19 protein-coding genes are annotated in these 22138 nt (G+C 64.3%); 7 read left to right on the forward strand and 12 right to left on the reverse strand.

Annotation, left to right across the window (positions count from 1 at the left end; genetic code table 11):
* Positions 1 to 12: 12 nt before the first annotated feature.
* The 11 genes from U4Y91_RS01525 to U4Y91_RS01575 all read right to left on the reverse strand — a co-directional run bounded on the left by U4Y91_RS01525 (position 13) and on the right by U4Y91_RS01575 (position 10496).
* Positions 13 to 1101 carry a porin gene (locus U4Y91_RS01525; RefSeq protein WP_321802769.1) on the reverse strand — a complete coding sequence of 363 codons (1089 nt, stop codon included), beginning with the start codon at positions 1099 to 1101 and terminating at the stop codon, positions 13 to 15.
* 216 nt (positions 1102 to 1317) lie between these two features.
* Positions 1318 to 1653, reverse strand: a complete 336-nt coding sequence (locus tag U4Y91_RS01530; RefSeq protein WP_321802770.1) for a Rieske (2Fe-2S) protein — start codon at positions 1651 to 1653, stop codon at positions 1318 to 1320.
* 3 nt (positions 1654 to 1656) lie between these two features.
* The gene (locus U4Y91_RS01535) at positions 1657 to 1968 is read right to left on the reverse strand and encodes a YciI family protein (protein WP_044848341.1); all 312 of its coding nucleotides are present in this window, start codon (positions 1966 to 1968) and stop codon (positions 1657 to 1659) included.
* Positions 1969 to 1973: 5 nt separating this feature from the next.
* A complete protein-coding gene (locus U4Y91_RS01540; RefSeq protein ID WP_321802771.1) occupies positions 1974 to 2849 on the reverse strand; it encodes an intradiol ring-cleavage dioxygenase in 876 nt (291 codons plus the stop codon).
* Between the two features lie 29 nt (positions 2850 to 2878).
* Positions 2879 to 3946 (reverse strand): maleylacetate reductase, encoded by a 1068-nt coding sequence (locus U4Y91_RS01545; protein ID WP_321802773.1) that lies wholly within the window; start codon positions 3944 to 3946, stop codon positions 2879 to 2881.
* 7 nt (positions 3947 to 3953) lie between these two features.
* Positions 3954 to 5420, reverse strand: a complete 1467-nt coding sequence (locus U4Y91_RS01550) for an aldehyde dehydrogenase family protein (RefSeq protein WP_321802774.1) — start codon at positions 5418 to 5420, stop codon at positions 3954 to 3956.
* Positions 5421 to 5460: 40 nt separating this feature from the next.
* Positions 5461 to 6480: a hydroxyquinol 1,2-dioxygenase gene (locus U4Y91_RS01555; protein ID WP_321802776.1), complete on the reverse strand. Its 1020-nt coding sequence runs from the start codon at positions 6478 to 6480 to the stop codon at positions 5461 to 5463.
* A 41-nt stretch (positions 6481 to 6521) separates the two neighbouring features.
* Entirely contained in the window at positions 6522 to 7016 is a 495-nt protein-coding gene (locus U4Y91_RS01560) for a hydroxyquinol 1,2-dioxygenase (RefSeq protein ID WP_321802777.1), read from the reverse strand.
* A 114-nt stretch (positions 7017 to 7130) separates the two neighbouring features.
* A complete protein-coding gene (locus U4Y91_RS01565) occupies positions 7131 to 8060 on the reverse strand; it encodes a LysR family transcriptional regulator (RefSeq protein ID WP_044848336.1) in 930 nt (309 codons plus the stop codon).
* A gap of 145 nt (positions 8061 to 8205) precedes the next feature.
* Positions 8206 to 9456 (reverse strand): MFS transporter, encoded by a 1251-nt coding sequence (locus U4Y91_RS01570; RefSeq protein WP_321802778.1) that lies wholly within the window; start codon positions 9454 to 9456, stop codon positions 8206 to 8208.
* A 788-nt stretch (positions 9457 to 10244) separates the two neighbouring features.
* Entirely contained in the window at positions 10245 to 10496 is a 252-nt protein-coding gene (locus tag U4Y91_RS01575; protein ID WP_321803172.1) for a hypothetical protein, read from the reverse strand.
* Between U4Y91_RS01575 and U4Y91_RS01580 the strand changes: the two genes are divergently transcribed.
* From U4Y91_RS01580 to U4Y91_RS01610, 7 genes are all read left to right on the forward strand, one after another.
* Positions 10410 to 13073 (forward strand): type VI secretion system Vgr family protein, encoded by a 2664-nt coding sequence (locus tag U4Y91_RS01580; protein ID WP_321803154.1) that lies wholly within the window; start codon positions 10410 to 10412, stop codon positions 13071 to 13073. The two genes, U4Y91_RS01575 and U4Y91_RS01580, sit on opposite strands and share 87 nt — an antisense overlap.
* Before the next feature lie 18 nt (positions 13074 to 13091).
* Positions 13092 to 15404, forward strand: a complete 2313-nt coding sequence (locus U4Y91_RS01585; RefSeq protein ID WP_321802780.1) for a hypothetical protein — start codon at positions 13092 to 13094, stop codon at positions 15402 to 15404.
* Positions 15405 to 15538: 134 nt separating this feature from the next.
* On the forward strand, positions 15539 to 16882 hold the full coding sequence (locus U4Y91_RS01590) for a virulence factor (RefSeq protein ID WP_321802781.1): 1344 nt from the start codon (positions 15539 to 15541) through the stop codon (positions 16880 to 16882).
* Between the two features lie 65 nt (positions 16883 to 16947).
* On the forward strand, positions 16948 to 18291 hold the full coding sequence (locus U4Y91_RS01595) for a virulence factor (RefSeq protein ID WP_321802782.1): 1344 nt from the start codon (positions 16948 to 16950) through the stop codon (positions 18289 to 18291).
* Positions 18292 to 18362: 71 nt separating this feature from the next.
* On the forward strand, positions 18363 to 18620 hold the full coding sequence (locus U4Y91_RS01600) for a PAAR domain-containing protein (protein ID WP_321803156.1): 258 nt from the start codon (positions 18363 to 18365) through the stop codon (positions 18618 to 18620).
* Positions 18621 to 18638: 18 nt separating this feature from the next.
* Complete coding sequence (locus U4Y91_RS01605) at positions 18639 to 18953, forward strand: TrfB-related DNA-binding protein (RefSeq protein WP_321802784.1); 315 nt, start codon at positions 18639 to 18641, stop codon at positions 18951 to 18953.
* Positions 18954 to 19222: 269 nt separating this feature from the next.
* On the forward strand, positions 19223 to 20707 hold the full coding sequence (locus U4Y91_RS01610; protein WP_321802786.1) for an aminotransferase class V-fold PLP-dependent enzyme: 1485 nt from the start codon (positions 19223 to 19225) through the stop codon (positions 20705 to 20707).
* A 247-nt stretch (positions 20708 to 20954) separates the two neighbouring features.
* Here the strand turns inward: U4Y91_RS01610 and U4Y91_RS01615 are convergent, their stop codons facing one another.
* Positions 20955 to 22070: a DJ-1/PfpI family protein gene (locus U4Y91_RS01615; protein ID WP_321802787.1), complete on the reverse strand. Its 1116-nt coding sequence runs from the start codon at positions 22068 to 22070 to the stop codon at positions 20955 to 20957.
* Positions 22071 to 22138 lie beyond the last annotated feature (68 nt).

Genomic DNA, 22138 nt, shown 5'->3' on the forward strand with positions numbered 1-22138 from the left:
GCACCGCACCGCTCAGAACATCGTATGCAGCCCGACCCGCGCCACGGCCTGACTCGCTGAACTCGACGCCCCGTTCGGATCGAGCACGCCGTTGATCTGCGCGTTCGCGCCGCTGTTCGCGCGTTGATAATCGGCGGACACATAGACCATCGTCCGCTTCGTGAACAGGTATTGAAGCGCGACGCTGACCTGATGCGCATGGTTGTCGTTCACGGCTTCGTTGCCCTTCATGTACATGTACTTCGCGCCGAGAAAGACGTCCGGCCTGATCCGCCACACGCCGCCGGCCTCGGCCATCCACACGCCGGCATCGTTGAACGAATTGTGCACGGTGGTCAGCAGCGCCTTCGCGCTCACCGCACCGAAGTCGTAGTGCATCCCGACGCCCCAGTTGCGTACGCTGGTCGACGGCGCGCCGGGCGCCGGGCCGTACTTCTCGTTCGTATATGCGGCACCGATGCCGAACGCGCCGACTTCGTAGTTCAAGCCCGCGCTCACGGCATTGTCCGCGCCGATGGAACCGGCCACGCCGCCGAACGCATACATCACACCGCCCGACAACCCCGCGACCGTCGGCGAACTGTATTTGACCGAATTCGCGACCGGCTTGCTGCCTGCCGTGCGGTCCCAGTCGAACGCACCGGTCGGATTACCGGGCAGCGCGAGACGCTGGAACGGGCCGTTCCGGAATCCGTACAGCCCCGTGATGTCCATCGAAATCGCGTTCCCCTTCGCAAACAGGGAATCCACCATGAAGTCGTACTGATTCCCGAGCCTGACGCTGCCGAACCGGTCGCTCTCGATGCCCACGTATGCATTACGTCCGAAGATCCCGGTCCCGATGATGCTGCCGTTCGCCATCGAGAACTGGTTCACGAGCGCGAACGTCGCGTGGTATCCGCCGCCGAGATCTTCCGTGCCGCGAAAGCCGAACAGGTTCGGCGTGAAGATGCCGTCGTCGAACTTGACGTTCTTCCCGCCGCCCTCGTTGCTGACATACGAGATGCCGCTGTCGATCAGACCGAACATGGTCACGCTGCTCTGTGCATACGCACCCTGCGCGATGGCCAGCATCGCGAATACTCCAAACCTGAGCTTCATTGCGTCTCCGTCTTTTTTGAAATTCGAGCCGGTCGCCCGCTACGTCGCGAACAATCCGCCCATGCTTCGTGAAACAACACCTTCCCCCATCCGGATCAGGCTTTCATCCGGGCCGGCATAATGAAATTCATTTAGTTTTACTTATTGGCCAGAACGAATGAAATCCCGCGCACTTCCGATTTCATCCAGCCTGATGCGATCGGCCCGTCCGCCGATTCAGGCGCTCCGGCAAATCACCCACGCCGCCGCATCCACCTCGACGGCCACGGCTTCCAGCCCGGCACCCGAACACGGCCCGTCGATACACACACCGTCGTCGAACCGGAACAGCGCACTGTGATGCGCGCACATCAGCACCTGAGATCGATAACAGGAAACGCTACCCGGCACGAAATCGAGCGGAACCGAGAAATGCGGGCAACGATTCACGTAAGCCCACACCTGCGCCCCACGCCGCACGACGATGACGGGACGTCCGATGCACGCCTCATCGACGACCCGCGCGCCACCATCCGGCACATCGGCGAAGCGACAGAGTTGCGTGGCACCCATGATTCACGCTCTCCGCTCGGGATTGCCGAGGCTCCAGTCCCACGGACGCACCTCGACCCGCGAGAACAGCCCTTCCTTCACATACGGATCGTTGCCGACGAACTGCATCACCGCATCGATGTCGTCCGCCTCGACGACGAGCAGCGTGCCGTTCATCGCGTCGCCCTGCGGATCGAGCGTCGGCCCGCCGAGCCGCACATACACGCCGTGCTGCGCGGCGGAACGCAGGTAAGTCCGATGCGTAGCCCGCACGCGGTCGCGCACCTCGCGCATGCCGGGCTGGTCCGTCGCGAACACCGCAAAGAATCGCGCCATGTCGGTCAGCTCCGGTCGAGCACGAAGTCATACGTCGCCTCGCGATACGGGCCGCTCAACCCGACCCGACGCGCGAGCTCATCACCCGCCGCACGCGGGCGATAGGCGACCATCAGCGACGGCTTCACGCCGAAGACGGCATCCGACTGCAGATACGCGTCATCCTCGTCGAACAGATGCGTGACGAGCTTGCGATAGCCCGGCGCATCGATCATGAAATGCAGATGCGCAGGCCGCCACGGATGGCGCCCGGTGGCGTCGAGCATCTTCCCGACCGGGCCGTCGGTCGGAATCGGATAGCTGACCGGCAGGATCGTCGTGATCGCGTAGCGGCCTTCGGCATCGGTCCGGTAGCGGCCGCGCAGGTTGCCGTGCGGCTGCGCCTTGTCCTGCCCGGAATACATGCCGTTTTCGGCGGTCTGCCACACGTCGAGCACGGCGTCCCGCACCGGCGCGCCGTCGGTAGTGAGCACGCGGCCATGCACGACGACCGGCGTGCCGGGCGTGAACGCCATGTTCTCGCCATACGCGCGCTCGGGCATGCCCTCGATGTAGAACGGGCCGAACACGGTCGTTTCCGTCGCACCGGTGGCGAAGCGATGGTTGATCGCATCGACCAGCATCGACACGCCGAGCGTGTCCGACAGCAGGATGAATTCCTGGCGCACGACGTCGTCGCACATCTGCCCGGTTTCGGTCAGGAAGCGAATCGCGGCCATCCACTCGGCCTCGGTCAGCTCCGTTTCGCGGACGAACGCATGCAGGTGCCGCACGAGGCTCTGCATCAGCACGCGCAAGCGCGGGTTCGGCGTACCGTCGAAGCTGGCGACGACCTGCTCGGTCAGCCGAGTGTCGCCGTCATCATGATGATCATTCGTCACGTTCGTCTCCTTTGTATGCAGCCGGCCGCTCAATGCGGCTCGCGCCCTTCCCACGCATGCTGAAGCAATTCGCGGATCGGCGCGCGTTCGATCGGCCGCGGATTCGCGTACGGATTCCGGCAGGCGAGGTCGGCGGCTTCGTCGAGGCCCGCTTCCGGCATTCCGATGTCGGCCAGCGCCGCCGACAAGCCCAGTTGCCGATTCAACCCGAACAGCAGCGGGCCGGCGTCGGCCGCGTCGGTGCCGCCCAGCGCCCGCGCGACACGGCGCAGCGCGTCGGGTGCCGCCGCATGGTTGTAGTGCGCGGTATGCGGCAGCATCGCGGCGTGCGTCTGTGCGTGCGGCAGGTTGAAGGTGCCGCCGAGCGTATGACAGAGCTTGTGATGCAGCGCCATGCCGACCGCACCCAGGCACGTGCCGGCGAGCCATGCGCCATATAACGCGCGGCTGCGCATCTCGCGGTCGTCGGGCGCGCGCACGATCGCGGGCAGCGCTTCGCCGAGCGCACGAATCGACTCCTCGGCCATCAGGCTGATCACCGGGTTCGCATCTTCCGCGTAGAGCGCCTCGACCGCATGCGCCATCGCATTGACGCCCGACGCCGCGGAAATCCCCGGCGGCAGCGACAGCGTCAGGGACGGGTCATACAGCACCGTACGCGGCAGCACGCGCGCATCGCGTCCGGTGCGCTTGAGCCGGCCTTCCGTGAGGCCGAAGATCGGCGTCATCTCCGAGCCCGCGTAAGTCGTCGGCACGGCGAGGATCGGCAGCGACGACTCGAGCGCAATCGCCTTGCCGAGCCCGATCGTCGAGCCGCCGCCGATCGCGATGCAGCAGTCCGCGCCCAGCTCGGCGGCCCTCTCGCGCGCGGCCCGCGCCACCTCGACCGGCACGTGCATCACGGCCTGCGCGCACACGCCGGCCGCACGCGCGCCGAGCACGTCCCGGACGCGTTCGGCGAGCGGCTGCTGCTCAGGCGTCGACAGAATCAGCGCCCGCTGCGCGCCGAGCGCGGACAACTCGTCCGGCAGCCGTTCGAGCGCGCCCCATTCGAACACGACGCGGGACGGCGTTCCCTGATAGACGAAGCGCTCCATCTCGGCCTCAGCGCTTGAAGTGCGGCGGCACCTTGCCGTCGACGTTGACCCACACCGAGCGCGCTTCCGTATAGTCGTGCATCGCCTCGAAACCCATCTCGCGGCCGTAGCCCGACTTGCCGATACCGCCGAACGGGCTGCCCGGATTGACGCGCTTGTAGCAGTTGATCCAGCACATGCCCGCGTCGATCCGCGACGCCATCCTGTGCGCGCGGGAGAGATCGTTGGTCCAGAGTCCGCTGCCGAGCCCGTATTCGGTCGCGTTGGCGATCGCCAGCGCTTCCTCGTCGCTGCCGAAGCGCAGCACGGTGACGAACGGGCCGAACACTTCCTCCTGCGCGACGCGATCGGCGGCGCTCTTCGCCTCGATGACGGTCGGGCGCACGTAGTAGCCGTTCGCGAGTGCCGCGTCCTGCGGCGCGCCGCCGCCGGCGAGCACGCGGCCGCCCTGCTCGCGCGCGACGTCGACGAACGACAGCACGCGGTCGAGGTGCTGCTTCGACGTCAGCGGGCCCATCTCGGTGTCCGGGTCCAGCGGGTTGCCGACGCGGATCGACGACGCCAGCGACACGAAGCGCTCGAGGAATTCGTCGGCGATGCGTTCATGCAGGACGAGACGCGAACCCGCGATGCACGCCTGCCCCTGGTTGTGGAAGATCGCCCACGCGGCGCCGTTGATGGCGGCGTCGAGGTTCGCGTCGTCGAACACGATGTTCGCGCCCTTGCCGCCGAGTTCCAGCTGCACGCGCTTCAGGTTGCCCTGCGAGGCCTCGACGATCCGGCGGCCCGTCGCCGTCGAACCGGTGAACGCGATCTTCCCGACACCGGGGTGTTCGGCGAGACGCTGACCAGCCGTATGACCGTAGCCGGGAACGATATTGACGACGCCTTCGGGAAACCCGACTTCCGCCATCAGTTCGACGATCCGCAGCGTCGACAGCGGCGTGATTTCCGACGGCTTGAGCACCACCGTATTGCCTGCCGCCAGCGCCGGACCCATCTTCCAGCTCGTGAACATCAGCGGGAAATTCCACGGCACGATCTGGCCGACGACGCCGATCGGCGCGCGCTGCACGTAGTTCAGGAAGCCGGTTTCGACCGGAATCACCGAGCCCTGCAGCTTGTCGGCCATGCCGCCGAAGTAGCGGAAGCAGCCGGCCGTGCGCGGCACGTCGAGCGCGCGCGAATCGCGGATCGGGTGGCCGGTGTCCAGCGATTCGAGCTGCGCGAGTTCCTCCGCGTTGGCTTCGATCGCGTCGGCGAGGCGCAGCAGCAGCCGGCCGCGCTCGGCCGCCGGCATCGCCGACCACTTCGGGAATGCGCGGGTGGCGGCTTCGACCGCCAGGTCCACGTCCGCCGCGGTGGCGGCGGCGATCTTCGCGATCAGCGAGCCGTCGTGCGGATTGAGCACGTCGATCGTGCCGCGCTCGACGGCGTCGACGAAACGGCCGTCGATGAAGAGTTGGGTTTGCATGAATCGTCCTCGATGGTGTGCTTGTGCGAGCCGACGCGGCTCAGAACTCGATCGGATACGGCGCCAGCTCGCCGCTCTCGTATCGCTGCGGAAGGTCCGGCGTCGCGTTTTCCCAGACCAGCAGCATCGAACGCTTCGTCGAGTAGCCCTGATGCCGGATGTCGGCGGGCATCGCGCAGATGTCGCCGGCCCGCATCGTGACGCGCGCGCGCGGTGCGCCGGTGTTCTTGTCGCCGATGTCCCACACGATTTCGTCGGACAGTTGCAGGAACCATTCGACGCGGTCGTTGCCGTGGAATACCGGCAGGATGAATTCCTCGGTGGTCGGGCAGAACAGGCTGCGCCCGCACACGGACGTGACCGACGGATTCCACGTCACGTCCGAACGCGACAGGTACTTGAACAGGTTGAACGCGTGCAGCTCGCCTTCGAAGCCCGGCTTCACGTGCACTTCCGGCTCGTCCTGGCCGACGTCGCGGAACGCGCGGTTCACCGGCAGATCGTCGCGCAGCGGCGAGTCGCCTTCGAGGCCCGGCATGCGGCGCGTCGCGATGCGCGTGCGTTCGATCGCCGAGCCGTTCTCGCCGTGCTTGCGCCCGAACGCCGTGCCGGTTTCCTCCGGCGCCGCGAACGGATCGAAGCCTTCGTTGGTCCAGTCGTGCAGCATCGCCTTGAAGGTCGCCATGATCGTCGGCGTTTCGAACGTCTCGGTGTAGTCGACGCCGGCTTCCTTCAGGATCCCGTTGAACGTGCCCGCATAGACGTCGACCTTGCCGTAGTGATTGCGCGTGCCGAACACGTGATCGAAATTCACCCAGCCGTAGAAGAAGCCCCACGCGACGTCGCGCATCATCGCGCGCAGGAATGCGTCCGCGGGGATCGCGTGCGTGCGGGTCTGGCCTTTCGCCGGCCAGCTGATTTTCACGAAATACTCGTCGCGCTGGAACGCGAATTCACCGAGGTGGAAGCGGCGGTAACCGGTGACGGCATCAGCTTGCGTGGCCTGTACCAGATCGGCGGCGAAGCCTGCGGAAAGATCGAGGGTCTCGAGGGTGGCCATAACGTGTCTCCTGGAATATTTGATCGGGGCGCCCGGATGGATCAGTGCAGGCAGATGTCGGCCCACTTCTCGACGGACAGCTCGCCGAGCACGGTCTGCACGAGCGCGACGCCCGGCTTGCTGGCGGCGAAGCGATACGCGCAGCCGGCGGGCAGCAGTGCCTGATGCCCCTTGCGCAGGACGACGTAGCCCATCTCGCGGCCCGCCGGCTGCGTGCCGGCGCTCACGGTGCCGCGGCCGGTGGCCGGCGGGTTGTCGAGCTTGATGAATTCGATGCGGACTTCGCCATCCATCTGGATCGCGAACTCGTCGTGCGCGCACGCGAACCACGGCGACTGGCCGTCGGTGCGCAGCACTTCGATCACGTATTCGAGGTTCTTGCCGGCGACGACCTTCTCGTAGGGCGCCGACTTCGATGCGATCTCGAAGACGTTCGAGAACGCGTAGTGTTTTGCGCTGCCGCTGGTGATTTCGATCTCGCCCTTGGTATGGCTGTCGAGCGCGCCAAAGACGGTGTGGAATGCCGTGTCGGTCATTGCTGTCTCCTGAGTTGAACCGCTTGTTGGATTCAACTTTAGGGGCGACGCCGCCCGTCAACAAGGCAACGGAGCGCGACTACGGCATTTGCGTTTCGCGAATAATCGCTGCGCTCAACGAACCCAGCCGCGCTCCAGCAGCGGACGATCCCACGGCGACTCGTCGCCGATGTATTCGACGAGGAATTCGACCAGCGCCTTCACCTTCAACGCCTGTCGCTGCGTTGCGGGATAAACGGCGGCGAAGCTCAGCGGCGCGATCTGGAAGTCGGTGAGGATGGGCACCAGCCGGCCCGCGACGAGCGCGTCGCTCGCGACCAGCGTGGGCAGGCACACGACGCCGCCGCCCGTCAGCGCGTACTCGCGCAGCAAGTGCACGGAGTTCGAGCGGATCATGCCCGGCAGTTCCATTTCGACGACCTCGTCGCCGCGCGTCAGCGTCCAGCGGTTACGTGATGGATAACCCGAATACAGCGCCGTGGTGTGCTGCAGCAATTCGCGCGGATGTTGTGGCGCACCATGCGCATCGAGGTAGGCCGGCGACGCGCAGAACAGGCGTCGGACCACGAACAGGCGCCGCTCGATCAGCGACTCGGATATCGGCGGAAAGATCTGGAACGCGATGTCGAACCCTTCTTCGACAGGGTCCACGACACGGTCATTGACGATGATGTCGAGCTGGATGCCCGGATAGCGGCGATTGAATTCGGCGAGCGGCACGCCGAAGTGATCGAGCGCGAAGCCGGGCAGCATCTGGATGCGCAGCCGCCCGGTCGGCGTCGCGCGCAGCTCGCGCATCTGGTCGGTCAGCTCGTTGACGCGCCCCACGACCTCCGCGCATTCGCGATAGAAGGTCTCGCCCACTTCGGACAGCCGCACGTGGCGCGTGCTGCGATGGAACAGCGGCGCGTTGACGAACTTCTCCAGCTGCTGGATGCGGTTCGTCACGACCGAACTGGTGACCCCAAGCTGCCGCGCCGCTTCCGCGAAGCTGCTCGCCTCCGCGACCCTGACGAATGCCTCGATGCTCAGAAACCGGTCCATGCCGCACCTTTCCCGAAAGCCAAACCGGCAGTCTAACCGCACCTGCCGGCCGGGTGGATCATGCGGAACGCGTCACACTGTCACCTGACGGGTGTCAATCCCGCCGGCCGCCGACCACCGGGAATAGGTACGGCCGTGCGGCACGTTACGGCTGCTTGCCCGCCGACAGCTCCGGCTGCACGCCCACGCGGCGCTGCAGCACGGCCGGGGCCGTCTCCCGCAGCAGCAGGCTGACCACGATGCCGAGCAGCACCGCCCCCATCGGCAGCCACAGAATGTTCTGGATCCCGAAGTGCGCGGCAACGTAGCCGCCCATCGCCGGCGCGATGCCGCCGCCGAAGATCTCGCCGCAACCGACCACCACGCCGATCGACGTCGACACGAGGCCGACGGGCGCGGCTTCGGTCGCGACGGGGCCCGACAGCAGCGACACCAGCCCGAGCGTGAAGAACGACGCGACGAACAGGACAACGAACAGTATGACCGGTTGCGGGCCGAGGCCACGGAAGATGTAGAGCATCACCGCCGTGCCGGCGAAGCCCGCGATGCTCGCGAGGCGGCGGCCCACCACGTCGGACAGGCCCGGCAGCCCGAACTGCCCGAGAAAGCCGCCGAAGCCGATCGCCGACACCACGAGGCCCATCTTCTGCGTGCCGAGCGCAAGGTAATCCGTCAGGTACAGCGGCAGCAGCGCGCCGAGCACGAACACGCCGGTCATCGCGCAACACAGCGCGGCCATCGCGACGAGGATGTTGCGGCTCTTGAGCACATGGCCGAGCGATGCCGGCGCGTGCTCCGACACGACCTCCTTCGTGCGCTTCGGTTCGCGGATCACGAAGAACATGATCGCGCCGAGGATCAGCCCGGGAATCGCCACGAGCGCGAACACCCAGCGCCACGACACGACGTTGAGCAGTTGGGTCGCGATGATCGGCGACAGCGCCAGCCCGAACAGCGCGAAGCCGCTTTGCTGCAGCCCGAGGTTCAGGCCGCGCCGCCGCGGGTGCGACGCGTCGGCGGTGGCCGCGAAGCTGGTCGGGCAGAACGAACCTTCGGCGACGCCCATCAGCCCGCGGATCGCGATCAGGCCGAGCAAGCCGCCCGCGAGGCCCGAGAAGCCGGACAGCAGCGAGAACACGATGATGGCGGGGATCAGGACCTTGCGGCGGCCGATCTTGTCGGAGATGCCGCCCATCAGCGCCGCGAAGATACCCCACGACAGGCCGAGCACGCCGATGCAGTTGCCGACGTCCTGCGCGCTCAGGTGCAGGTCCTTCATGATCGAAGGGAACAGCGGCGCGATCAGCCAGCGGTCGAGGCCGACCAGGCCGAAGCCGAGCGCCAGCAGCGTCACCGCCTTCCACTCATAGGAGGTATCCCACTCGTTTGCTTTCATGTCTGTCTCCGTGGATCGGTCCGCTTGCGCGCGCCGGGGCGTCCGCGCATCAGCCAGGTCCGTTGTCTTGGGTGTGCGACGCGACGTGAGTCGCGAGGAAGTGGCGGCCGCCTGTCCGGCTTCTTTCCGGTTGCAGGCGTCGAATTCAATCAGCCGACGCCCGAACGATAGGTGCGCGGATGCAGATCGGGTATGGAACAACCGGCGAACGCGCCATTCGCGAAACGCAAATAATCGGGCGCGGCAGGCGGGGAAGGTCGAAGGAGAAGCGCCGCGGAAGGGGGCGCGGCGCCGAAGCGGCGCTTGGTTGAGGGTTACGGGGGAATCCCTCATAGACATCAGCGATGCCCGCACGCGACGCCGCTTGCGCGACCGATGAACGCGGTTCGGCGCACCGCCCGGCCGCGCGCTGATCAGGAGGCGGCGAATGACAAGACCGGCAACCGGCCGATGTGCTCCGAGCGGGCACGAAGCAATCCATCCATACGTTTTTCGTCAACGCAATACGCCGCCATTTTCTTCGATATCAGACGGATCTGATCCCCAAAGACCGTTAATCGATTTTATTTAAATAAAACAGCCCACACGACAACCACACAATCTGACAGAACACCTTGCACCCGCCCTTTTCGCCGATCAATACAAGACTTTTAAAAACCATCCAAATCGCCGAAAAAGAAAAATACCGTTTCGAACCAACCATCTAGACACACAAAAACAAAAATACATTTATCAATACCGGCAAGCTTGATATTCTCGACGCGAATTTTCGAGCCGATTTCCTTAATTCAAACAGGACCACATTTCAAACAAATCCCAATCAATAACAAAGCAATGAGATTATGGCGATGTCGATAGCAAGAACATTTCGGGAATTTGCGACCAGTCTGACCGACGGGAGCACGCGCCCCGTCGATCTCCATTTCGGCCGGGCGCAGCGCGCGGTCGGCCACTTGCTTGCGCTCCATCACGCCGATATCCGCGAAGGCCTGATGTCCGGCATCGACGGCGAACTGACCTGCGTGTCGAGCCACGATCATCTGTCACCGACGCTGTTTCTCGGCCTGCCCGTATCGGTCCGGCTGACGACCGACCGCGGCAGTACGCGTGCGATCAATGCGATCGTGCGCGAAGTGCGAACCGGTCAATCCGACGGCGAACTGACCGTCTATCAATTGCACGTGTGTGACGCGCTGTCGTTGATGGACCGTCGCACCAACGCCCGCGTATTCCGATCGCGCCACGTGACGGAGATTCTCGCGACGCTGATGAACGAGTGGAAACTGCGCAGCCACGCACTCGCGCGCGCATTCGATTTCGACCTGTCCGGATTGCAGGCCGATCGCTATCCGGTGCGCGAACTCACGCGGCAGGTCAACGAGTCGGACGCTCGTTTCATCCGGCGTCTGCTGCGTCGGGAAGGCATCACGGTCTTCGCAAAGGCCGAGCCGGCCGGAAGCACGCGCGGCATGAACGACGCGTGGCCGGTTCATACGCTCGTGTTTTGCGACGACCCGCATCGCCTGAAGGAAGCGCCGGCCGGTACGCTGCGGCTTCACCCGCGCGACGCCGGAACCGAACAACGCGACACGGTGACGCTTTTTGCGCACTGCCAGAGCGTGTCTCCCGGCCAGGTCCGCCGCGCGTCCTGGGACTACAAGCCAGCTCGTGCGGACGACTCCAGCGCTGTCACGGACCTTGACCAGGGCGAGGCCGGGAACGACCTTGCGCGCCTGCTGACCGACGTCGCGATCGACATCCCGCACGTCGGCGACTCATGGCGCGATCACGATCGCATCACGCGCGACCGGATACTGGCGCATCAGTTCGAAGCCGAGCGTTACGACGGAATCAGCAGCGTACGCGACCTGCCCGTCGGCCACTGGTTCACGCTGACGGGCGACCCGGAGCTGGACATGCGGCCGGCCGACCGTCGCCAGTTTGTCGTCACGTCGGTTCGGCACGATATCTGGAACAACCTGCCGAAGCCGCTCGCGGGCCGTGCGCACACGTTGTTCGCGGCGAGCCGGAACCTCGCGCAAACGGCTGCGCCGGCACCTGTCGATCTGCCGGAGCAAACCGACACGCGCTATGAAAACCGTTTCACGTGCGTGCGACGCGGCGTGCCGCTCAAGCCCGCCTATGATCCGAAGATCGATGTACCGCCGGTTCACCTGCTGACCGGCACGATCGTCGGCGCCCAGGGCGAGGAAGTGTTTTGCGACGAGGCCGGCCGCGTGCGCGTGCTGATCCACGGGCACGATCCGGCCGATCATGCACACGCGCAAGGCGCCGGAACGAACGGCCGGGCCGGCGACAGTGCGCCGATTCGCGTCGGAACAAGCCTCGCGGGCGGCAACTTCGGCGCGCTCTTCCTGCCGCGCGTCGGTATGGAAGTGCTGCTGGGATGTCTGTCCGGTGACCCGGACCGGCTGGTCATCATCGGAGTACTGAGCAACGGCGCGAACCCGCCCGTGACGTTCACCCATACGGGCGCGCTCCCCGGCAACCGCTTCCTGTCGGGCATCAAGACCAAGGAAATCAACGGCCGGCGCTACAACCAGCTTCGTCTCGACGATACGCCGTCGCAAATCTCGGCGCAGCTGGCGAGCGAACACGCGCATACCCAACTGAATCTCGGCTATCTGACGCAGCCGCGCGAAAACGGACACGGGAAGGATCGCGGCGAAGGTGCCGAGCTGCGCACCGACGCCGCCGCGGCACTGCGCGCGGCGCAGGGCATCCTGTTGTCGACCTATGCGCGCGCACGGGCCACGGGCGGTCAGCTCGATCGAGACGAACTGATTCGGCTGCTCGACGAATGCACGGCGCTGTTCAAATCGCTCGGCGACTATGCCGGCGAGCATGGCGGACAGTCGGCCGATACCGCCGGTCAGGACAACGTCGCTGATGCGTTCCGCAACTGGACGCCTGACGGTGCACGGCCCGGTGCGACCGGCGATGCGCCCGCGTTGATCGCGTTCGGCGCGCAGTCGGGGTCGCTCAACGTCACGCCCAGGACGCACGTCATGTATGCGGGCGAGAACATCGATCAGATCGCGCAGCAACACGTTCAGGTCAGCAGCGGCGAGCGCATCAAGCTGCATGCCGGTCGTGGCGTTGCGATGTTCGCGCACGGCGACGGCGTGTCGGCGATCGCGAATCACGGGAAGGTCACGATTCAATCGCAGCACGACGATACGCAGGTCGATTCGGCGAAGAACCTTCAGTTGACGGCCAGTGGCGGAAACCTCGTCGGCACGGCGAGCGATGAAGTCGTGTTCGTCACGTCCGGTGGCGCGTATCTCAAGCTGCGCGGCGGGGATATCGAGCTGGGATGTCCGGGGACATTCACGGTGAAGTCAGCGGGGCATGTGTGGGACGGGCCTGCGAGCATGAGTGCGGACATGCCGAAGTTTGGTCAGGACACGCTTGGCCGCGTACCTAGGTTGGTCCGATCCACCGACGGCAACGCGGCTGCGGGATTCGAGGGCGAGGTCAAAAGGCCGTCCGGACCGCTATCCAACTTGTCGAGCGATGCGGCCGGCCAACTTCCGGCCGTCGATGCTGACCAGTTCGAGAGACTGGCGGTGCAGTTCATCAAAAACAATACATAGGATCGCGAAGGAATCTGCATGACTGATTCATTTCTTGACCCGCCGCTGATGGCGACTGCTCATCGCGACCAACCTGCGGTGAAAGTCGATGCTGACGACGTAGCTATGTCGCGGCCGGCACCGCCGCCGATCGTCGTCGGCCGGGGCGAAGGCGTGACGATGTTCGCGAAGAACACGCCACTCATCTGCATCAAGCAATTGCCCTTGCCCGGTATCGTGATCTTCGTGCATGGGGTGAATTCCGAAGGCGAATGGTTCGAGGCGTCGGAGGATGGGCTGTGCAAAGGCCTGAATCGCAGGCTCGGGCGTCTGGACGATCAGATGATGTATCACGGTATCGACGCCGGACAGTTGACGCCCGCGAAATACACGGAGAGTGTGACGCCGGATGGGTTCTTGAACCCTGATTTGCTGGCAGACAACTACATCAAGCCCGATCCGTCGTTCTCGCCCGTCATTCATTTCCGCTGGGGCTATCGCGCGACTGCTGCGGAACTGAAGGAGTACGGCGACAAGATCTTCCTGAACGAGAAGGACTATTGGGGCGGCGGCCCGTTCACGAATGGCTGCGCCAGTCTGCCCGATCTTTGGCACGGCGGGCTGGATGATCGAACGATGGGGTGGATGACCGTGCAAGGCATCAATCCGACCAATCGTCCGCTGTATCGCGCGCCGCCTCGTGCGTATGGCGTACTCGCCGCGTTGCGCTTGGCCAGACTGATCGAGTCGATCCGAAGCATGCAGGCCGATGTCCCGATTACCGTCGTATGCCATAGCCAGGGCAACATCGTGGGCCTCACGGCGGCGTTCTTCGGCGACGCATTCCCCGATGTCGAAGATCCGTGGGGGCGCTCGGGCCGCTGCGTGGCAGACGCCTACGTGCTGGCGAACGCACCATATAGCTTGGCGAACGCAGACGGCCCATACAAATCCGATACGTTCATGGATACCTGGTCGCAACGCGCGACGAAGGACGGCAGCGGCCGGCGTGGACGACAAACCTACGTGGCGCGCACGAAGACATTCGGCACATTCCTGTCGATCATCGGTGCTCGAAAAGCATACGAACAACCTGCCGACAAAATCGATGAGGACATGGAAAACGAGCGGGTATCGCCGACGAGCAATCGGTCTTATGCGGCGCAAGAGGATCGCGCGAGGCACGGGCTGAATGAATCGACATATGGCCGCGTCACCGCATATTGCTGCCCGCACGATCAGGTGATTTCGGCGGTGACGGTTCAAGGGATCGGCTGGCGCGGCATCAGCAAGCACGAACTCGACGATATCGGGGCAGCCGGCATCCTGACGCAACGGGTCTTTGCTTCCGGTTTTCCGGTTGGCGTGAAGAAACCGTACCGATACTGGGAAGACGATTGGCGACATGGAAAGCAAGGAACGAAGCCGGGGTTCTGGTATCCGCCGTCGCCGCCGGCCAAATTCAATCTCGTCGGCGCGATCAAGGGAAATGAATCGGTTCTGGGCATGGCGGCGACGCTCGTGACCGCGCCACTCATGTTCGTCGTGACCGGCATCAGTTCGGCATTGAACATGCTCCGCGTGAACGCCGATCCGCCGAAGGGCTGGACAGTGGTGGCGGATGCCCCGGCGCTTGACGAACCTTTCCCGCCGAAGGCCTTGCGATTCGGCAAGCCAGTCGAAACCACGGACGGCGACGCGATCAGTGATTTCAACGAAGGCAACGATCCGCCGGCCGCGTGGCGCGATGCGAACAAGACCGATGCAGAAAAGCGAGCCGACGACCCCTACGACCAGTACAAGGCGAAGAACCACGACAGTGTCGCCCGAGGTACGGCCTCAACGGAAGCCGGACAGCGTTACGAGGACCGCGCGCTGATGCGAATGGAAGCGCGCCGGACGTTGAACACCGAATGGCTCGACGGCGACGGCCACGTGATCGGCGAGGACGGCAAAAGCGCGATGCCCGAAGGCTACAAGGATTGGCGCGACAAGCAGATCGTCGATTGGCTCGATCGCGGTGCGACCAATAGCCCGACGAATCACTCCACGACGATGACCAATCCCGAGCATGCCGAAAAAGCGCTTGCTTACGACGTTGCGGTGGGCCTGTGCTACATCACGCCCGAACAACTCTACGACTTGCGCATCGAGGCGGACTGGCGGATGGGTGAAGGTATTCCGGATGACAATCCAAACAAGAAGTATTACGAATATTTTTCACGCGGAAAATTCGACGACTTGCCGCTGCATGAATGGGTACAGACCGATGGCAGCGAAGGAAATATTCCCGGCGCGATCGTGGATCAACGTGAAGGAGAACTTTATTTGAAGGTCGGGGGTGTGATTTGAAGGTGCTAATCGCTACATGGCCACGACGTGTCGCTATTGCCGTTTCGGTATGGCTGATTACCGTCGTGCTCATGGCCATGCTGATGGCTTACGTAGAGCACCCCGATCCGGCACATGTGGAAATAGGAGATTGGATGAAACGCTTCATTGTTGTACCTGGCCTGGCTGCGCTCATGGTGTTTCTGTTCACCACAGCACTAATGCGTCCCGCGCAAGCCGCGCCTGAGCCAGAAACTACAGAGAGTGCAGTGTCATTGACTGAAGAGCCCGCTAGGCCGTTCGTCGCGCAGGTCGTCGGCATGATTTGGTTGAACCCGTTGCAACGTATGGACTACCCGACCGAATGGCAATTATTGTGGACGCAAGGGCTTGTTACGCCGAACAAAAATGATGACATGGTGCGCACGAAACCCGAAAAGTTTTCGTCCCTTCGCTCGATCGGGGCACTCGTTTACGGCAACCGCGGAACAGAGACTTTCAAGGGTTTTTACCACAAGTACATGTACAAGTTTCCGCTCTTACTTAGCTCCCGCTATGCATCCAATCCAAAATATTTCTACACGGTGAGCCCGGCCAATAAAAATGACTGGCGCGAACTGGCGGGCATTCGTGTCGAACTTGCCATTCCGAATCGACTCGAAATCGACGACTCGCAAACCTACTTGCAAGACTCGATCCGAAAGACGTTCTCGATCGGCAATCGGCATTTCCCGACGATGTGGAGCCGCGACACGCCTCCCGACGTGCAAATCACTCAGGGCGGCACAAACGCCGGCTTCACATCACTGAACAACGCGTTGGACTACTTGCAGGCGAACCCCGACAAGACCGTATGGGCGATGAACTGGGACGCCCCGAACTTCCCGCCCACGGATGCGCAGATCAACGAGAACCTCGTCGTATTGTTCCTCGCCGGTCCGAACTTCAACACCGAGCGCGAACCGCTCGCTTGGATCGGCAAGGCCGCAACCGGCAACACGCAAGCGTTTTCACCGAAGGTCGGCACGACGCGCGCCGTGCAGGCATGGAAGGCGACCATCGACGAGGCGGCACGCAATGCCGGCGTCGCGGTCACGGACCTGAGTTACATCGTCCACGACGCAGGTGTACCCAGCGACGCAGCGTCGTCACGCGTTGTCTCGCTCGCGCAGACCTTGACCGAAACCCTTCCGGAATACGACCACAGGAATCAGACCTTCAACACGGCCGCCCTACTCGGCGACATGGGAACCGGCAGCGCATTGACCGACGTCGCACTCGCAATCGGCCGAATCAACCACTTTGGCGGCAACGCCCTGGTCGCCGGCACGACCGACCCCGAGCACCCCGTCGCGGTCGTCGTCAGACCACCGTCGAAGCTCACCCCGATCGATCCCGCCAAAGACTGGTTCCGCGCACGCGGCGGCAACAACGCGTACCTCCCCTGGTGGGGACGTCGACACGACACCGACTACGGAATGCAAGGCTATTCGTGGTGATGCAAACCAGCGCGGCGGCACGCGGTGCATGTCAACGTGATCGCCGCGTCGCAACAGGAGATTGAATGAAACGATTCCGTGTATTACCCGGCTTGGCCACGCTTATGGTGTTTCTGTTCACAACGGCCATGATGCGTCCAGCACATGCCACATCTACCCGGGAGCCTGTAGGAAATGCAGCGTTAGCAATTGAAGAGACGGCCAAGCCATTCGTCGCGCAGGTGGTCGGCCTGATTTGGTTGAATCCATTGCAACGTATGGACTACCCGACCGAATGGCAATTGTTGTGGACGCAAGGGCTTGCCGCACCGAACAAGAACGACGACATGGTGCGCACCGACCCGAAGTCATTTTCCACGCTTCAGTCGATTGGGGCGTTGGTTTACGGCAATCGTGGAAAGGAAACATTCAAGGGTTTCTACCACAAGTACATGTACGAATTTCCACTGCTGCTTAGCTCCCGCTATGCATCCAATCCAAAATATTTCTACACGGTGAGCCCGGCCAATAAAAATGACTGGCGCGAACTGGCGGGCATTCGTGTCGAACTTGCCATTCCGAATCGACTCGAAATCGACGACTCGCAAACCTACTTGCAAGACTCGATCCGAAAGACGTTCTCGATCGGCAACCGGCATTTCCCGACGATGTGGAGCCGCGGCACGCCTCCCGACGTGCAAATCACTCAGGGCGGCGCAAACGCCGGCTTCACGTCGCTGAACAACGCGCTGGACTACTTGCAGAAAAACCCCGACAAGACCGTATGGGCGATGAACTGGGACGCCCCGAACTTCCCGCCCACGGACGCGCAGATCAACGAGAACCTCGTCGTGCTTTTTCTCGCCGGTCCGAACTTCAACACCGAGCGCGAACCGCTCGCATGGATCGGCAAGGCCGCAACCGGCAACACGCAAGCGTTTTCACCGAAGGTCGGCACGACGCGCGCCGTGCAGGCATGGAAAGCCACGATCGACGAAGCAGCACGCAATGCCGGTGTCGCGGTCACGGACCTGAATTACATCGTCCACGACGCAGGTGTACCCAGCGACGCAGCGTCGTCACGCGTTGTCTCGCTCGCGCAGACCTTGACGGAAACCCTTCCGGAATACGACCACAGGAATCAGACGTTCAACACAGCCGCCCTACTCGGCGACATGGGAACCGGCAGCGCGTTGACCGACGTCGCACTCGCAATCGGCCGAATCAACCACTTCGGCGGCAACGCCTTGGTCGCCGGCACGACCGACCCCGAGCACCCTGTCGCGGTCGTCGTCAGACCACCATCGAAGCTCACGCCGATCGATCCCGCCAAGGACTGGTTCCGCGCACGCGGCGGCAACAACGCTTACCTCCCGTGGTGGGGACGTCGACACGACACCGACTACGGCATGCAAGGCTATTCGTGGTGATGCAAACCGGCACCGCGGCATGTGGCGAGCAAAACGCCGATGCCGAGCGAATCATCGAGAGGACGAGTCATATGCGAGGAATCATCCGGGTAGGCGACAGCCATACCCACGGCGGCCGGGTCGAGTCCGGCGCCGACATCAGCAAGGTCATGGGGCGCGCGGTCGCGCGCTTCGGCGACACGTGTTCGTGTCCGATCCACGGCGCCTGCACGATTGCCGCTGGCGACACTGCCTTCAACGTCGAAGGTCGGGCCGCCGCATTCGACGGTCACAAGACCTCATGCGGCGCGACGCTGATTTCTTCCATTCCGAGCTCCGGGCGAACCTGAATGCTGAAGACACGACGCATGAGCGCCGAACAGTTCCGACTGCTGCGGCTTCAAGATACCCGGATCAAGCCGTTGAACCAGTGGGCCCTGCACGAGATTTTCGTGAAGGGCCGCTCACAGCGCGAGCTGGCCGCGGAACTGAGCATCAACCGCTCGGCGATGTCGCAGCTCGTTCGCAAGGCGTGGCAGCGGTATCTGGAACTACCGGGCAGCGTCACGCGCCTCACCACGCTCACGATTACGATCCCGACAAAATATGAGCAAGCGCTGCATGCCTGGGTGCAGGACGCGCATCGTTTATCGAATCAGCCCGATCAAGACGAGTTGACGTGATCGACGCGCCCCCTCAGGGCGCTCAGGGACATCCGATTCGTCACGGGCAAGCCGGGCAACGCCCATCAGCGGCGCCTGGCCGCGCAGGCATCCGTATGACAAATTCCTGATCTCCCACCCAGCCCGGACGAAAACAAATTCCCTAATATCAAGACAAAATAAAACGTCATTCCACATCACGCTGAATTCCCAGCCAACTTTGGATCCTTTTTCCCCGTCCTCCCTCGTATCATTTCTCCCATTCCGACGAGAAAGAACCAGAGAAGGACATGAGCGATACCACTCCGCTGCACTACCTCGACTACGCAGCCACCACCCCCGCGGATCCCCGCGTGATCGAAGCGATGACGGCCTGCCTCGGTGCCGACGGCATCTTCGGCAATCCCGCGTCGAGCTCGCACGCCGCCGGCCGGCTCGCGAAGGAAAAGGTCGAGCACGCACGCGCGCAGGTCGCCGCGCTGATCGGCGCGGAGGCCGACGAGATCGTCTGGACGTCGGGCGCCACCGAATCGAACAACCTCGCGCTGAAGGGCTACGCGGAAGCCGCGACCGGCAAGCGCCACCTCGTCACGAGCCGCCTCGAACACAAGGCGATCCTCGACACGATGGCGAACCTGTCGAAGCGCGGCATGACCGCGACCTACCTGACATCCACCGCCGACGGCGAAATCACCGTCGACGCCGTGGCCGCGGCGATCGGCCCCGATACGGGCCTCGTGTCGCTGATGCTCGTCAACAACGAACTCGGCACGCTGACCGACATCGGCGCGATCTCGCGCATCGTGCATGCGGCCGGCGCGCTGCTGCACGTCGACGCCGCGCAGGCGCTCGGCAAGACGCCGATCGACGTGCGCGCGCTCGGCATCGACCTGCTGTCGATGTCCGCGCACAAGGTGTACGGCCCCAAGGGTATCGGCGCGCTGTTCGTCCGCCGCGAGATCGCCGAGCGCATCGCGCCGCAGATCCACGGCGGCGGGCACGAGCGCGGCCTGCGCTCGGGCACGCTCGCGACGCACCAGATCGTCGGGATGGGCGTGGCGTGCGAACTGGCCGCCGAAAAACTCGAGCGCGAAGCCGCGCGGATCGCGGCACTCAGCGCACGCCTGAAGGACGCGCTGCTCACGCTCGGCGACATCACGCACAACGCGGCAGCGGCACGCCGCATCCCGCACACGCTGAGCCTCACGGTGAACGTGCCGGGCTTCTTCCCGTTCATGCTCGGCGATGCGCTCGCGGTGTCGTCGACCTCCGCATGCAACTCGACCAGCGGCGCGCCGTCCCACGTGCTGACCGCGATCGGCCTCGACGAGCAAGCCGCGGGCCGCACGGTGCGGATCAGCTTCGGCCGCTTCACGACGGAACAGGACGTCGATTTCGCGATCGCGTGTTTCGCGCGCGCGCTCGAGCAATGCCGGGCCGCGGCAGCGACCGGGTTCACCGCGTCGCGACAGATCACGCCGGCGGACCTGAAAGCGATCCGCAGCGCCGGCTTTCGCGCGGTGATCTGCAACCGGCCGGACGGCGAAAGCGCCGATCAACCGGCATTCGAGGCAATCGCCGCCGCTGCGCGCGAACTGGGCCTCGACGCGCGCTATCTGCCGGTCGAACGCGACCGGATCGGCGATGCGGAAGTCGACGCGTTCGGCGCGCTGATCGACGCGCTGCCGAAGCCGGTGCTCGCCTATTGTCGAAGCGGAAGCCGCGCCGGGATGCTGTGGAACCGGCTGACGGCGCGGCGGACGGCGACGGTCTGAGCGCAACCCGCATGTAACGAAGCATCGCGCGCGTCCACGTTCACGCTCGAAACCGACGTTTCGACGCGTGGCCGCCCGGGCGTCGCGATCAAACGCCGAATGCAAGTCGGCGGAAAGTGCGCGCGATGTGCTGCGCGAAGGTCCGCTGGCACAGGCCGGCCTCGTCGATCGGGACATCATTCCGCTCGGGCCGTTTCCGGCGTCGGAGGCACGGTTTGCGTCGGGTAACGCGCAAGCCCGGCAGCCGCTACTTCGCATACTCCAGTTGCAGCGCCACCCAGTCCGACGTCGCGTCGCCGTAGCGCGCCGCGACGTCGCCGAGCACACCGGGCAGCACCGCTTCGCCACGCCGCCCGTCCGGAATCGTCACGCGCGCGTGGCCGGCATCGGCCGGTTGCGTCAGCAAGCGCAGCCCGTGCTTCGACTCGATCACGCGCGCGTCCGCCGTTGCGACAATGTCGCTGCGCCACGTCCGCGCCCACGCATCCGCGGTGAGCGCAACCGGGAGTTCGTCGAATCCGCTCGCGACAGGCAGATCGAAGGTCCGATGCCGCCAGAACGCGACGCGATTCGTCAGTGCGGTCGCCACGGCACGCGCGGTCAACCCGAAGCGGCTGCCGTCGTGAACGTCGCTCCATCCGTGCGCGCCGATGTTGCGTGCCGTTTCGCGCGCGGCCACCGGCCCCGCCAGCGCATTCACCAACGCAAGCGACGCGGGAATCGACGCCGACACGCCGCTCGTCGTCATCACGTTGCCGTCCATCACGTAGCGGCGATCGTCGACCCACGCCGTATCGGCAAAACGGCGACGCAGCCCGTCGCGCGAATACCAGTGCGCGGTCGCGATGCGATCGCGCAGCAGTCCGGCGTTCGCGAGCACCGCCGCGCCATCGCAGATCGCCACCATCGTGGCGCCGGCAGCGGCCTGTTTGCGCAGCCACGCGAGCACGGCCGGCCGGTCGGCACGATGCAAGGCCGGCACGATCACGACGTCCGCGCCCGAGGGCACGTCCGCGTCGAACCGGTCGAACGTCGTATCGGCCAGGATCCGCAGCGCGGGCATCAGTTCGACCGCGCCGGCGTCGGCCGACACGGCCACGACATCGGCCGCGCCCGACGTCTTCAGAATCGCGTACGGGACGATGAAATCGGTCGTCTCAGTTCCGGCATTGTCCGCGACGATCGCAACGAGCGGCCGCGTACGGCCCGCCTTCGGTGCGTTCACGCTCAGCGTTTGCGTGACCGTTCGTGCGCCGTGCGCGGCCGACGGCCCCGACTGCCCCGACATGCACGCGCCCAGCACCGCGCATACGAGCAGCGCCACCGCCACGCGCATCGCCCCGTTTCTGTTCCGTTCCCGCATCGCCCACCCGCGTCAATCGATTGCATGTGCGGAAAATTACAAGGATCATGCACGCGGTCACAAGGACA

The organism is Burkholderia sp. BCC1993, assembly GCF_905339865.1.
In the GTDB taxonomy this organism is placed as follows: Bacteria; Pseudomonadota; Gammaproteobacteria; order Burkholderiales; family Burkholderiaceae; genus Burkholderia.

Excerpts from the sequence above, each read along its gene's own strand:
- U4Y91_RS01525 (WP_321802769.1), bottom strand. The coding sequence starts at position 1,101 with ATGAAGCTCAGGTTTGGAGTATTCGCGATGCTGGCCATCGCGCAGGGT.
- U4Y91_RS01530 (WP_321802770.1), bottom strand. The coding sequence starts at position 1,653 with ATGGGTGCCACGCAACTCTGTCGCTTCGCCGATGTGCCGGATGGTGGC.
- U4Y91_RS01535 (WP_044848341.1), bottom strand. The coding sequence starts at position 1,968 with ATGGCGCGATTCTTTGCGGTGTTCGCGACGGACCAGCCCGGCATGCGC.
- U4Y91_RS01545 (WP_321802773.1), bottom strand. The coding sequence starts at position 3,946 with ATGGAGCGCTTCGTCTATCAGGGAACGCCGTCCCGCGTCGTGTTCGAA.
- U4Y91_RS01550 (WP_321802774.1), bottom strand. The coding sequence starts at position 5,420 with ATGCAAACCCAACTCTTCATCGACGGCCGTTTCGTCGACGCCGTCGAG.
- U4Y91_RS01555 (WP_321802776.1), bottom strand. The coding sequence starts at position 6,480 with ATGGCCACCCTCGAGACCCTCGATCTTTCCGCAGGCTTCGCCGCCGAT.
- U4Y91_RS01560 (WP_321802777.1), bottom strand. The coding sequence starts at position 7,016 with ATGACCGACACGGCATTCCACACCGTCTTTGGCGCGCTCGACAGCCAT.
- U4Y91_RS01565 (WP_044848336.1), bottom strand. The coding sequence starts at position 8,060 with ATGGACCGGTTTCTGAGCATCGAGGCATTCGTCAGGGTCGCGGAGGCG.
- U4Y91_RS01570 (WP_321802778.1), bottom strand. The coding sequence starts at position 9,456 with ATGAAAGCAAACGAGTGGGATACCTCCTATGAGTGGAAGGCGGTGACG.
- U4Y91_RS01575 (WP_321803172.1), bottom strand. The coding sequence starts at position 10,496 with ATGATCGTGGCTCGACACGCAGGTCAGTTCGCCGTCGATGCCGGACAT.
- U4Y91_RS01585 (WP_321802780.1), top strand. The coding sequence starts at position 13,092 with ATGACTGATTCATTTCTTGACCCGCCGCTGATGGCGACTGCTCATCGC.
- U4Y91_RS01590 (WP_321802781.1), top strand. The coding sequence starts at position 15,539 with ATGAAACGCTTCATTGTTGTACCTGGCCTGGCTGCGCTCATGGTGTTT.
- U4Y91_RS01595 (WP_321802782.1), top strand. The coding sequence starts at position 16,948 with ATGAAACGATTCCGTGTATTACCCGGCTTGGCCACGCTTATGGTGTTT.
- U4Y91_RS01600 (WP_321803156.1), top strand. The coding sequence starts at position 18,363 with ATGCGAGGAATCATCCGGGTAGGCGACAGCCATACCCACGGCGGCCGG.
- U4Y91_RS01605 (WP_321802784.1), top strand. The coding sequence starts at position 18,639 with ATGAGCGCCGAACAGTTCCGACTGCTGCGGCTTCAAGATACCCGGATC.
- U4Y91_RS01610 (WP_321802786.1), top strand. The coding sequence starts at position 19,223 with ATGAGCGATACCACTCCGCTGCACTACCTCGACTACGCAGCCACCACC.
- U4Y91_RS01615 (WP_321802787.1), bottom strand. The coding sequence starts at position 22,070 with ATGCGGGAACGGAACAGAAACGGGGCGATGCGCGTGGCGGTGGCGCTG.